This is a genomic window from Kitasatospora sp. NPDC041917 (assembly GCF_055589745.1).
Window position 1 is genome coordinate 131,854 of sequence record NZ_JBVJBI010000017.1, and the last position, 12,235, is coordinate 144,088.

The window sequence follows — 12,235 nt, forward strand, 5'->3', positions numbered from 1 at the left end:
CGGCCTCCGCCCCCCTCCCTCTCCCCGGGCAGGGTCCGTCACGTCGCCCCCGGCCGGCTGCGCGCCCGGGTGAGCCATCGGTACGCGAGATGGACCGCGAGGCCCAGCAGGACCATGACCACCGACGCGACCAGCGCGACCACGTCGAGCGCGTTGCGGACCAGTGAGTCCCAGAAGCCGATACTCGAAGCGAGGGCGACGGTGTCGGTGTGCCGGGGGTCGTACACCACCGTCACGGTGTCACGGGCCTTGACGGTGCCGGTGACGTAGGCGAGTCGGGTCTCGACGGACGCCCCCTCGGACGTCGTGAACCGCACCCGGCACTCGGAGTTGCCCGCCGGGTTGTCCTGCGGCCCGCTCACCTCCACGCACTCGGTGACGACCGCCGGGACGTGAACGCCGCGACTGCGCAGGGCCGACGTCACCCCCATGTCGTGCGGTATCAGATAGACCAGGCTGAGGACGAACAGCAGGACCCCCAGGCCGATCATCGCGAGCGAACCGTTCCGTACGGTCCGGCCGTGGTCCGGCGCGTTCTCCATCGATCCCCCAGGTGTCAGCCCAGCTGCCCACGTGCGCTCACGCCAGCCGCACCCGCCGACACCGGCGGTGCCCCGCAGACACGAGCCTGAAGACAGGCCCTACGCCCGGACCCGGCGGCGCACCAGCTCCTTGATCTCCTCCGGGAACGCCTCCACCGCCAACAGGCTTGGCAGCAGCTCCGGTTCGGTCGTCACCGCGCGGAACGACCGGGCCACCGTGACGTCGTGGTCCGGGCGGTGCACCACCTCCACCGCGTCCCCGGCGTGCAGCTCGCCCGGTACGACCACCCGCAGGTAGGCGCCCGGCAGGGCCGCCTCGGTGAAGCGCCGGATCCAGCCCTCCCTCGCCAGCCAGCCCTGGAAGGTGCCGCAGGGGATGCGCGCGCAGGACACCTCCAGGACGACGTCCGGGCCGATCCGCCAGCGCTCCCCGATCAGCGCGCCGTTCACGTCCAGGCCGGTGGTGGTCAGGTTCTCGCCGAAGGAGCCGTCGGCCAGTTCCCGGCCCAGCTCGGTCTGCCAGCCGTCCAGGTCCTCCCGGGCGTAGGCGTAGACCGCCTGGTCGTCGCCGCCGTGGTGCTTCAGGTCGTACACCCGGTCCCCGGCCAGGGCGACCGCGCCCGTCCCCCGGGGGCCCGGCGCGGCCACCGCGACCGGGCCGTCCACCGGGCGCTTGTCGATGCCGGTGAGCCCGAGGTCCTTCTTCCACGGGTTCGGCCGGGGCCTGCCGACGTTGACGGAGAGCAGTCGCGCCTGTGCGTCCATGCGTCGACCGTACGCCGAACGGGCGCACCTGTACGGCCATCGGGGATCTCTCCGCCCCGGCCCCCGCCCGGTCCGACGGCCGCGGCGGTGTGTCGAGTGGCGGACCACCGTGCGCGAGGAGATGGTGACCGGCAGAGACCCCTCACCAGAAAGGGCGAGCATGCCCGAGGTCACCACCCCGTACGCGACCGGCACCCCGTGCTGGGTCGATCTGATGGCCAAGGACCAGCAGGCCGCACTGGACTTCTACCGCGACCTCCTCGGCTGGCAGGGCCAGGTCGGCGCCAAGGAGTTCGGCGGCTACGCCGTCTGCGAGCTCAACGGAAAGGCCGTGGCCGGCATCGGCTCGACGGCGGCCCCCGAAGGGATGCCGGAGCCGCCGACCGTCTGGACCGGTTACCTGGCCTCCACCGACGCCCAGGCCACCCAGGACGCGATCGTCGCCGCCGGCGGCACCCTGCTCGTCCCGGTCGTGGACGTCGGTTCCCTGGGCCGGATGCTGATCGCCGCCGACCCGCAGGGCGCGGTGTTCGGCGTCTGGCAGCCGGGCGACTTCTTCGGCGTCCAGGTTGTCAACGAGGCCGGCGCGCTGACCTGGAACGAGCTCCACACCAGTGACATCCCGGCCGCCACCGCCTTCTACGGCGAGGCCTTCGGCATCGAGATCGAGCCGATGGACGGCGCGGACTCGTACTGGGAGCTGCGGGTCGGCGGCCGCGCGGTGGGCGGCGCCACCCTGCTCGCCAACGACCCGCCCGGCACCCCGGCGCACTGGCTGAGCTACTTCTCGGTCGACGACGTCGACTTCACCGTGGATGCCCTGGTCAGGGCGGGGGGCACCGTCCTCGCCCCGCCCTTCGACATGGTGGCCGGCCGGATGACCGTGGTCGCCGACCCGCAGGGCGCCCCCTTCGCCATGATCAAGCCCCAGCCGATGTAGGCCGGCTTCCTCCGCCCGCCCGGAGCCCCGCCCAGTGGGCTCCGGACGGGCGGAACGATTCCGAGCTACCGTCAATTCTTCTACACTCCATCACTCTTGAGGTGGACCGTTCACCCTGCTTGACTGGCCGCCGTGACCGACACCGCCCTCACCCCCGACGCCCTCGGCGCCCGCGTCAGCCGCCACCCGGTCGCCAACCGCACCCGGTGGATCAACGCCGCCTGGGCCCTGCCGATCGGCGGGCTCCTCTCCTGGCTGGGCCTGTGGATCCTCCTCAGCAGCGGCGAGTCCGGCGGCCGGGCGCTGGGCGTGCTCATCGGCCTCGGCCTCAGTGGACTCTGGATCGGCACCACCCAGGCCGTACGGGCCCTGCGCGGCGGCACGGGGGAGTACTTCGAAGTCCGCGAGAACGGCCTGATCCACGGCAATGCCCGGGGAATCAAGGGAAGTTGGGCCTGGTCGCAGATCACCACGATCACCACCCGCCCCGGCGGCGGCGCGGTGGGGGCCCTCGCCCACCGGTTCGGCGGCGACTACCGTTGCGTCCTCGGTACGGCCGGCGGCGGCCGCGTCCGCGTGGACGGTCTGGCGGCCGGCGCCTCCACCCTCGGCAACGCGGTGATCGACCACTGCCGGCACGCCCGCATGGTCGACCCCGACGGGTGGACCCGCCGGGCCGGCGGCTGGCTGTTCCTGGGCTTCGTGGCCTGCGTCGGCGGCATCGTCGCCATGGTCCGCTACATCACCGGCCACCCGGACTACGAGAAGGTCACCGTGGAGGCCTCCGGCATGGTCGACCACGAGTTCGTCCGAGGCCTCGACGACGGCACGATCGAGGCGCTCGCCGCCGGTGTGGCGGCCTGCGGCCTCGGCGCCGTCATCCTGCTCGCCCTCTTCGTCCACGGCCGCCTGCACCGCCGCCGCTGACGGACCCGGGCCGTGGCCGCGTGGGAGGTCGGCCGGGCCGACTTCCCACGCGGGGCCCGGCACCGCGCCACCCGGCCCCGGGCCGTCAGCCGTCCAGCTCCGCGAGGAAGTCCAGCGACGCCGCCCAGGCCCGCTCGGCCGCCTCCTCGTCGTAGTCCGGCAGCTCCGGGTCGGTGAACAGGTGCCCGGCGCCCCGGTAGCGGTGCACCTCCACCTCGGCCCCGGCCCGCCGCATCCGCAGGTACCAGGCGTTCAGCCAGTCCTCCGGCTCGAACGGGTCCGGCTCCGCGATGTGCAGCTGCACCGGGATCTCGGTGGCCGCGTCCTCCCGCAGGTCCGAGGTGCCGTGCAGGAGCAGCAGCCCGCGGGCCTTCTCGTCGGCCAGTGCGAGGTTCTGCGCCACCGCGCCGCCGAGCGAGAAGCCGGCGTACACCAGCCCGCCCTCGGACACCGGCGCGGCCGCGGTCACCGCCCGCCGCAGCAGCTCGTCACGGCCGCCGAGCTCCTCCTGGAACTCCTGCGCCTCCTCGACGGACTCGAAGGTCCGCCCGTCGAACAGGTCCGGCGTGTGCACGGTGTGCCCGGCGGCGCGCAGCCGCTCGGCGGCGGCGCGCACGGCGGGGCGCAGCCCGTAGGCGGAGTGGAAGAGGACGATCTGGGCCACGGTTCGGGTCCTTCACCAGCGGGGTCAGCTACCCACCCATGATCCCGCATGCCCCGCCGGTGCCCCACCGCACGCCTACGACACCACGTCCTTGCGCGCGAACCCCCGGAACGCCAGCGCCAGCAGCACCGCCGCGTACGAGAGCGACAGCGAGACGCCCTGCACCATGCCGCCCCATTCCAGCTGCGGCTGCAGGGCGTCCGCCCAGGAGTACTGCCAGTGCGCCGGCAGCCACTCCCGCAGGTCGCCCAGCGCGGTGACGGCGTCCAGCACCCCGGTGATGATCGAGGCGAACACCGCGCCGCCGACGGCGCCCAGGGGCGCGTCCGTCGCGGTGGAGAGCCAGAAGGCGAGCGCCGCGATCACGGTCTCGCTCAGGAGGACGAAGGCCACCGCGATGGCGATCCGGGGCAGCGCCTGCCCGGCCGGCAGGCTGACCCCGGCGGGCAGTTCGAGGTCCCCCCAGCCGTACGCGGCCGTGCCGACGACCAGCCCGATCGCGGGCAGCATCACCACCGCCACCGCCGAGAACGCCAGGCCGACGGCGAACTTGCGGGCCAGCAGCCGGGCCCGGGGCACCGGCGCGGCCAGCAGGTAGCGCAGCGAGGACCAGCTGGCCTCGGAGGCGACGGTGTCCCCGCAGAACAGCGCGACGGGGATGACCAGCATGAAGCCGGTGCCGACGAACAGCATGGTGACCGCGAAGTTGGCCCCCGAGGCGGTGGCCAGCTCGATGAAACTGGTCCGGCCCGGACGGCCCGGGGTGCCGCCGATCTGGAATGCGGCCAGGAGGACGAACGGCATGGCGGCCAGTACCCCGCCGATCACCATCGTGCGGCGCCGGCGCAGCTGCCGCATCGCCTCCACCCGCAGCGGCAGCGTCCGGCTCGCCCGGTACCCCTCGGCGTGGTCCCTCGACCCGACGTGGCCCTCCGGCTCCGTGTGGTCCTTCGTCACGGCACTCACGCTCCACCTCCGATCAACGACAGGAACGCGTCCTCCAGGCGGCGCTGCGGCCCGGCGCTCTCCACCGGTACCTCCAGCCGCACCAGTTCGGCCAGCAGAGCGCTGGCCGCCAGTCCGTCCAGGCGCACCAGGAGGCCGCCGTCGACGGCCTCCACCGAGCCGACCCCGGCGAGCGCGGCGACCTTCTCGACCACCGGCACCGGGTCGTACGGGCCGGCGATGCCGATCATCAGCAGCTCGCCGGCGCCCACGATGTCCCCGACCGGGCCGGCCGTGACCAGCTGCCCGCGGTCCATCACCACCAGGTCCGTACAGCTCTGCTCGACCTCGGACAGCAGGTGGCTCGACACGATCACGGTCCGCCCGCCGGCCGCGTACCGGATCATCACCTCGCGCATCTCACGGATCTGCGGCGGGTCCAGCCCGTTGGTCGGCTCGTCCAGGATCAGCAGGTCCGGCATCCCGAGCATCGCCTGCGCGATCGCCAGCCGCTGCCGCATGCCCTGCGAGTACGTCCGCACCGCGCGGTCCAGCGCCTCGCCGAGCCCGGCGATGGCCAGCGCCTCGTCGAAGCGGGCGTCGGCCTCCGGCCGTCCGGTCGCCTGCCAGTACAGCCGCAGGTTGGCCCGCCCGGTGAGGTGCGGCAGGAAGCCCGCGCCCTCCACGAACGCCCCGACCCGCGAGAGCACGGGCGCGCCGGGCCGCACCAGGTGACCGAAGATCCGGATCTCCCCGGCGTCCGGCCGGATGAGTCCCATCAGCATCCGCAAGGTGGTGGTCTTGCCGGCACCGTTCGGCCCGAGCAGGCCGAGCACCTGTCCCTGCTCCACCCGGAAGCCCAGCTCCCGTACGGCGTAGCGGTCCTGGGCGCCCTTGTAGCGCTTGCTCAGCCCGCTGATCCGCAGCGGCACCGCGGCCAGCTCCGGGTCGAAGGCGGGCCCGGCGGCCCGGCGGCGGCGCAGCCGCGGCGCCAGCACCAGGGCCGCGGCCACCAGGGCGGCGATCACCGGCAGCAGCCAGGTGCGCGAGGGCAGCGGAGCCGCCTCGGTGACCAGCTCGGCGACGGTCGGCGCGGTGAGCGCCCCGGCCGGTGCCACCCGGTAGGTGGCCGGCTCGACCGGCGAGGCGTAGGCGAGGTCGGTGGCGGCCAGCACCAGTCGCACCCGGTGCCCGGCGGGGAAGGTGTGGTCCACGGTCGGCAGCGCGACCGTGACGGTCTGCCCGGCGTCCGCGCCGGTGACCCGCAGCGGGGCGGCGAGTTGCTGCGGCAGCACCGCCTTGCCGTCCGGCCCGACGTCGTACAGCTTCGCGAACAGGACCGCGTCCGGCCGGTCCGCCGTCACCCGCACCGGCACGGTGGGCTGCCCGGTCAGGTGCAGCGGCGAGTCCAGCGGCGCCGAGTCGAAGGCGGCGTTCTGCCCGGGGAAGTCCAGTGAGAGCCCGGCGCCCAACGAGGCCGCCTGGCTGAGCGCGCCGACGCCCGGCAGGGTCGAGATCCCGGGCGGCGCGCCGCCGGGAGGGTTGGCGAGGGTCTGCTCGCCGCCCGTCAGCTCGACGGTGCGCGAGCCGGTTCCGCCCAGCCCCGGGTACCGGTCGGCGGTGGCTCCGCGCAGCACGGCCTGGAAGCCGGTCGAGTCGACCCCGCCGGTGCGGGTCACCCGGAAGGCGGCGCCGGTGTCGTTGCCGTCCCCCTTCAGGTAGTGGTCGAACCAGGCCGTCACCCGGTCGTCGACCCGCGCGCTGGTGTCCGTCCCGCCGTCGTGGCCGCCGGCGAACCAGTCCACCGCGACCGGCGCGCCGTTGGCGGCCACCGCCTTGGCGATGCGGTCGCCCTGGTCCAGCGGGAACAGCGAGTCCTGCTGCCCCTGCACCACCAGCGTGGGCGCCTTGAGCTGCGCCGCCACCGAGGACGGGCTGGAGCGCTCCAGCAGCGCGACGGCCTCCGGATCGGCGTGCCCGGCGGTGGCGACCCGGTCGTACATCTGGCAGAGCGAGTCCAGGAACCGCCCGCAGCCGACCGGCCCGTCCGCCGTCGGCTCCGGCCCGCCGCCCTCCCGCGGCACCTCCCCGGAGGGCCCGAGGTCCCCGGCCGAGCCGGTGGTGAAGAAGATCCCGGCCCACAGCTTCTTGAACACGCCGTCCGCCGCGCCCGAGCCCTGGACGCCCTGCGGGAACAGCGCGTCGGCCAGGTTCCACCAGGTGATCCGGGTGGCGACGGCGTCGATCCGGTGGTCGTAGGCGGAGGCCAGCAGCGAGACCGCGCCGCCGTACGAGGCGCCGGTGATGCCGACCTTCGGGTCGCCGGCGGCGTCCAGCTGCACCTCGGGCCGCTGGGCCAGCCAGTCCACCAGGTGCTTGACGTCCTCGACCTCGCGGTCCGGCGCGTTCAGCCCGATCCTGCCGCCCGAGTGGCCGAAGCCGCGCGCCGACCAGGTCAGTACCGCGTACCCCTGCCGGGCCAGCTGCTCGGCGCGCTCGCGCTCGCCCTCCTTGGAACCGCCGAAGCCGTGCGCCAGGAGCACCGCCGGGCGCGGACCGCCGCCGGTGGTGAAGAAGGAGGTGTCCAGCTGGACCTGCTGGGTGCTGCCGGGCGTCTCCGGCATGCTGAGGAAACGGTCCTCCTGGTGGACCGCCCGCTCACCGCCGGACGCCACCGTCGCGGTGCCGGCCGCGGCCACCGCCACCAGGGCCACCGCCCCGGCCAGCAGCCTGCGTCCAACCGTTGTTCCCCGGGCGCGCCAGCGACGCCATGCCCCACCGAACTCCATGGGCGCTGATCGTATCCGCCGTCCGGGTAGGTGTCCGATAAAGCCGCCACACCCTTTCGCCCGGTTCGCCCCACCGTGCCCGAGTATCGTACGGCGCATGCCCTGGCCGCTGATCTCGCTGCTCGCCACCGTCGCCGCCACCCTGGCGATCGGCTGGATCGTCGACCAGGCCCTCCAGCGGATCGCCGCCCGCAACCCCTCGGCACCGGTCTGGCCGCTGCTGCGCCGCTGCCGGATCCCGCTCCAGCTCTCCGTCGTGTCGGCCCTGCTGCTCGCGGCCAGACCGCTCCAGCGGATCTTCCACCTGAAGGGCGACGCCGGCGCCCAGCACCTGCTCCTGCTGTTCCTGCTCGCCTCGCTGGGCTGGCTCACCGTCCGCGTGGTGGCCGCCCTCCTGGAGGCGCTGCTCAGCCGCTACGAGACCCGCGTCGACGACCCGGCCCGGGTCCAGCGGGTGCGCACCCAGATCGGCATGCTCCGCCGGGTGGCCGGCGCGCTGATCGTCGTGGTCACGGTGGCCGTGATGCTGCTGACCTTCTCCGCCATGCGCACCGTCGGCGCCAGCCTGCTCGCCTCGGCGGGCGTCATCGGCATCGTGGCAGGCATCGCCGCCCAGAGCACCCTGGGCAACTTCTTCGCCGGCCTCCAGATCGCCTTCAGCGACACCGTCCGGATCGGCGACACCGTGGTGGTGGACGGCCAGCAGGGCACCGTCGAGGAAATCACCCTCACCTACCTGGTGGTCCGGCTCTGGGACTACCGCCGGCTGGTCGTCCCGGTCTCGTACTTCGTCAACAAGCCCTTCGAGAACTGGACCCGCCGCGACCCCGGCCTGCTCGCCGCCGTGCTGCTCCACCTCGACCACACCACCCCGATGGAAGAGCTGCGCGCCGTCCTGCGCGCCCGCCTGGACCGGCACCCGCTGTGGGACGGCGACGAGTGGGCCCTGCACGTCACCGACACCACGCCCAGCACCATCGTCGTCCGCGCCACCATGACGGCCCGCACCCCGGACGACGCCGCCCGGCTCCGCTTCGACATCCGCGAACAGCTCATCGCCCACCTGCGCGACGAGCACCCCCACGCCCTCCCCCGCCTGCGCACCACCGAAGGCTGAGCCGCGCCCGCGACCGCGCCGGAAGCAGCCACCCCCGCCCCGCCCCGAAAGCAAGAGTTCCCCGCACCCCGGCCGGGGCACGGGGAACCGCGCGAAGCGAAGGGCGACCAGCGGGAACCCGCCCCCGGAGGTGCGGCGGCGTTCGCCCGGAACGCCTACAGCTACAGCATCCGCGTCATCGTCCGGTGCGGAATGCCCGCGGAGTCGTACACGGGCCCCTCGGCCACGTACCCCAGCCGCTCGTAGAACCCGAGCGCCCGCACCTGCGCGTGCAGCTCGACCTCCACGGCGCCGCGCTCGGCCCCCGCGGCCTCGACCGCCCGTACGAGCACCGCCCCGAGGCCCGTCCCCCGGGCCGCCGCGACGACCGCGAGCCGCCCGAGCAGCACGCGCCCCTCGACACCGCCGGTGAGCTCGCGCGCCTGCTCCCCGAAGATCAGCCGCGCCGTCCCCAGCGCGGCCCCGTCGACCCCGAGGGCCAGCAGGTGCACCGAGGTCGCGTCGTACTCGTCGTACTCCAGCTCCTCCGGCACGTTCTGCTCGACGACGAAGACCTCGCGCCGGACGGCCCGCACGAGCTCCAGGTCCGCCTCCCCCTCGGCGATCCGGACGGTGGCAGCTGCCACCTCAGCTCTCCGCCGCGATGATGTCCAGCGACTTCCTGAGGTCCTCCGGGTACTCGCTGGAGAACTCGACCCACTGCCCGTCCGCCGGGTGCTCGAAGCCGAGCGACACCGCGTGCAGCCACTGCCGGGTCAGGCCCAGCCGCTTGGCCAGCGTCGGGTCGGCGCCGTACGTCAGGTCGCCCACGCAGGGGTGCCGCAGCGCGGACATGTGGACGCGGATCTGGTGGGTGCGCCCGGTCTCCAGCTTGATCGCCAGCAGCGACGCGGCCCGGTACGCCTCGATCAGGTCGTAGTGGGTGACGGACGGCTTGCCGTCCCGGGTGACGGCCCACTTCCAGTCCGAGCTGGGGTGCCGGCCGATCGGCGCGTCCACCGTCCCGCTCATCGGGTCCGGGTGGCCCTGCACCAGGGTGTGGTAGCGCTTCTCGGTGATCCGGTCGTGGAACTGCCGCTTGAGGTCGGTGTAGGCGCGCTCGGACTTGGCGACCACCATCAGCCCGGAGGTGCCGACGTCCAGCCGGTGCACGATGCCCTGGCGCTCGGCGGCGCCCGAGGTGGAGATCCGGTACCCGGCCGCGGCCAGCCCGCCGATCACGGTGGGGCCGGTCCAGCCCGGGCTGGGGTGCGCGGCGACGCCGACCGGCTTGTCGACCAGCACGATGTCCTCGTCGTCGTGGACGATGCGCATGCCCTCGACCGCCTCGGCGACGATCCGCACGGGCGCGGCCGGGGCCGGGATCTCGACCTCCAGCCAGGAGCCGGCGGTCACCCGGTCCGACTTGCCGGCCGCGGCGCCGTCGAGCGTCACCTTGCCGTCGGCGGCCAGCTCGGCGGCCTTGGTCCGGGAGAAGCCGAACATCCGGGCCAGGGCGGCGTCGAGGCGCTCGCCCTCCAGGCCGTCGGGAACGGGGAGGCTGCGGATCTGCGCTGCGGTACTCACCCGTACGAGTATGCCGGAAACGCGGCCCTCCCCCGCCCGCCGGTGGCCGGGGCTACTTCTCGGCCTGCTCCGTCTTCTCCGCCTTGTCGGCCTGCTGGTGGAGCGTCCCGTCCGGGTTGCTGCCCCGGAAGGAGAGCAGCACCACCAGGATTCCGCCGCAGACGATCGCCGAGTCCGCGAGGTTGAAGACCGCGAAGTGCTGGACGGAGATGAAGTCCACCACATGCCCGCGGAAGACGCCGGGCGCGCGGAACAGCCGGTCGGTGAGGTTGCCGAGCGCCCCGCCGAGCAGCAGCCCGAGCGCGATCGCCCAGGGCAGGCTGTACAGGCGGCGCGCGATCCGCCAGATCACCACGATGACGGCGGAGGCGATCATCGTGAAGACGACGGTCAGCGCCTGCCCCATCCCGAAGGCCGCGCCCGAGTTACGGATCACCTGGAAGGTGACCACGTCCCCGATCACCTTGATCGCCGCGTGGTTCTCCAGCCGGGCGACCACCAGCAGCTTGCTGCCCAGGTCGATCAGGAAGGCGAGCACCGCCACGACCAGCAGCACCCCGACCCGGCGCCGGCCCTTGGGGTTCTCGGTCCCCGCGTCGTCCACGGACGCCCCGGTCGGCTCCGCCACGGGCACCTCCACGGCATCGGCGGGGGACGGGACGGCGTCGTCCCGGGTCTGGGGGGAACCTTGCGTGCTGATGATCCGCTCCGCTGCCGATGGAGCTCCCCCGGTCCGCAGGAGGGGGAGGGTGGTGGGCCGGTGACAGCCTGCCCGCGTTCACGAACGCGTCAGGCGACGTTACTCGGGCGACGTTACGGGGTCGAGCGTACGGCAAGCCCGACCCCGCGCGTCGCTCCGGTCGCCCGGTTCAGCGGCGTTCCTGCTTGGCCTTGCACTGCACGCAGAGCGTCGCCCTGGGGAAGGCCTGCATCCGGGCCTTGCCGATGGCCTGCCCGCAGGACTCGCAGGTGCCGAAGCCGACGCCCTCCAGCCGATCCAGCGCGCGCTCGGTCTGGGCCAGGCTGTCCCGCGCGTTGTTGGCCAGCGCCAGCTCGCTCTCCCGCGAGATGTTCTTCGTACCGGCGTCCACCTGGTCGTCGCCGGCTCCGTCGTTGGAGTCGCGCATCAGGCCGGAGATGGCCGCCTCGGCGGCGCCGATCTCGGTCCGGAGCCGGTCCAGGTCGCTGATCAGCTCGTCGTGCAGCTCGTGGACCTCCTCGGCGGTCCACGGGTCCTCGCCGGGCCGGACCGGCAGCGTGGCCGGGTCCACCGACTCGGCGCCGCGCGGCGCGGTGACGGTGTCGGTGCTGCTCTTCGGTGCGGTAGTGGTCACGGGCCCCTCCCCTGGGTCGACCGCCACGGCCTTGCGTGCCCGCTTGGTGGCGGTGCCCGCGCCGGTTCCCTTCTCAGCCATGGCTTTCGACCCCATCTACGAACGAATCGAGCCGCCGGTTCCCGGCGGCTTCCAGTGCCGGAACGATAATCCCGATCAAAACCGGTCACAACATGACATACCGACGCCTCATAACGTTCCCACCCAGGCAGCCGTCCCAACCGTCACGCCCCGTGCGCTCAGAGATTTGTGCCCAGATCGACTCCGGCTAACCTCCCTCGGCGAACGCCCCCGGAACGCTCCCGGAGCGCCCCCGGAGTGCTCCGGACCGCCCACCGGGAAACGGTTTGGACAAACCGCCGCGCCCGGCCGATACACTGGCGGGGCAAGGCGCAGATGGGACGAGTACCGACGTACGCAGCCACCAGCGACCCGGGGACGGTGCGAGCCCGGGGGTGTGCACGACGGGAAGATCACCCCGGAGCCGCCGGAAGAACGGCCGCCGCGATGCCGCGGTGGCCCACTAGACCCGGCAGCAAGCCCAAACAAGAGGGCCGCGAACGCAGCACCGCGGCCAAGGAGGGTGGTACCGCGGGACGGCCGGGCCGTCTCGTCCCTCCGGAGGATCCAGTCCCGCATCCACCGG

Annotated in this window: 12 protein-coding genes; 3 read left to right on the plus strand and 9 right to left on the minus strand. The window is 73.6% G+C overall.

All coding sequences use genetic code 11. The features are described 5' to 3' along the window. Positions 1 to 38: 38 nt before the first annotated feature. Positions 39 to 542 (minus strand): DUF3592 domain-containing protein, encoded by a 504-nt coding sequence (locus ACZ6EM_RS21960; protein ID WP_401047782.1) that lies wholly within the window; start codon positions 540 to 542, stop codon positions 39 to 41. 99 nt (positions 543 to 641) lie between these two features. Continuing rightward, a complete protein-coding gene (locus tag ACZ6EM_RS21965; protein ID WP_465773051.1) occupies positions 642 to 1,307 on the minus strand; it encodes an MOSC domain-containing protein in 666 nt (221 codons plus the stop codon). Between the two features lie 160 nt (positions 1,308 to 1,467). Here ACZ6EM_RS21965 and ACZ6EM_RS21970 point away from each other — a divergent pair, with 160 nt between their 5' ends. Together ACZ6EM_RS21970 and ACZ6EM_RS21975 are read left to right on the plus strand one after the other, a co-directional pair. Next, positions 1,468 to 2,247 carry a VOC family protein gene (locus ACZ6EM_RS21970; RefSeq protein WP_465773052.1) on the plus strand — a complete coding sequence of 260 codons (780 nt, stop codon included), beginning with the start codon at positions 1,468 to 1,470 and terminating at the stop codon, positions 2,245 to 2,247. Between the two features lie 132 nt (positions 2,248 to 2,379). Beyond that, positions 2,380 to 3,174 carry a hypothetical protein gene (locus tag ACZ6EM_RS21975; RefSeq protein ID WP_465773053.1) on the plus strand — a complete coding sequence of 265 codons (795 nt, stop codon included), beginning with the start codon at positions 2,380 to 2,382 and terminating at the stop codon, positions 3,172 to 3,174. Between the two features lie 85 nt (positions 3,175 to 3,259). On the opposite strand, the gene ACZ6EM_RS21980 is transcribed toward ACZ6EM_RS21975, so the two are convergent. The 3 genes from ACZ6EM_RS21980 to ACZ6EM_RS21990 form a co-directional block, all read right to left on the minus strand. After that, positions 3,260 to 3,838, minus strand: a complete 579-nt coding sequence (locus ACZ6EM_RS21980) for a dienelactone hydrolase family protein (RefSeq protein ID WP_380548667.1) — start codon at positions 3,836 to 3,838, stop codon at positions 3,260 to 3,262. Positions 3,839 to 3,913: 75 nt separating this feature from the next. After that, positions 3,914 to 4,804, minus strand: coding sequence for an ABC transporter permease (locus tag ACZ6EM_RS21985; RefSeq protein ID WP_401047787.1), 891 nt, complete (start codon positions 4,802 to 4,804; stop codon positions 3,914 to 3,916). Continuing rightward, the gene (locus ACZ6EM_RS21990) at positions 4,801 to 7,572 is read right to left on the minus strand and encodes an alpha/beta fold hydrolase (protein WP_465773054.1); all 2,772 of its coding nucleotides are present in this window, start codon (positions 7,570 to 7,572) and stop codon (positions 4,801 to 4,803) included. Before ACZ6EM_RS21990 ends, ACZ6EM_RS21985 begins: the two co-directional genes overlap by 4 nt. Positions 7,573 to 7,669: 97 nt before the next feature. Between ACZ6EM_RS21990 and ACZ6EM_RS21995 the strand changes: the two genes are divergently transcribed. Further along, complete coding sequence (locus ACZ6EM_RS21995; protein ID WP_380548658.1) at positions 7,670 to 8,689, plus strand: mechanosensitive ion channel family protein; 1,020 nt, start codon at positions 7,670 to 7,672, stop codon at positions 8,687 to 8,689. 161 nt (positions 8,690 to 8,850) lie between these two features. On the opposite strand, the gene ACZ6EM_RS22000 is transcribed toward ACZ6EM_RS21995, so the two are convergent. The 4 genes from ACZ6EM_RS22000 to ACZ6EM_RS22015 all read right to left on the minus strand — a co-directional run bounded on the left by ACZ6EM_RS22000 (position 8,851) and on the right by ACZ6EM_RS22015 (position 11,589). Then, positions 8,851 to 9,315 (minus strand): GNAT family N-acetyltransferase, encoded by a 465-nt coding sequence (locus ACZ6EM_RS22000; protein WP_401047791.1) that lies wholly within the window; start codon positions 9,313 to 9,315, stop codon positions 8,851 to 8,853. A gap of 1 nt (position 9,316) precedes the next feature. Continuing rightward, positions 9,317 to 10,255, minus strand: coding sequence for an RluA family pseudouridine synthase (locus ACZ6EM_RS22005; RefSeq protein WP_359908359.1), 939 nt, complete (start codon positions 10,253 to 10,255; stop codon positions 9,317 to 9,319). A 52-nt stretch (positions 10,256 to 10,307) separates the two neighbouring features. After that, the gene (gene lspA, locus ACZ6EM_RS22010) at positions 10,308 to 10,958 is read right to left on the minus strand and encodes a signal peptidase II (protein ID WP_452180037.1); all 651 of its coding nucleotides are present in this window, start codon (positions 10,956 to 10,958) and stop codon (positions 10,308 to 10,310) included. Positions 10,959 to 11,124: 166 nt separating this feature from the next. After that, complete coding sequence (locus ACZ6EM_RS22015) at positions 11,125 to 11,589, minus strand: TraR/DksA family transcriptional regulator (RefSeq protein ID WP_359908365.1); 465 nt, start codon at positions 11,587 to 11,589, stop codon at positions 11,125 to 11,127. Positions 11,590 to 12,235 lie beyond the last annotated feature (646 nt).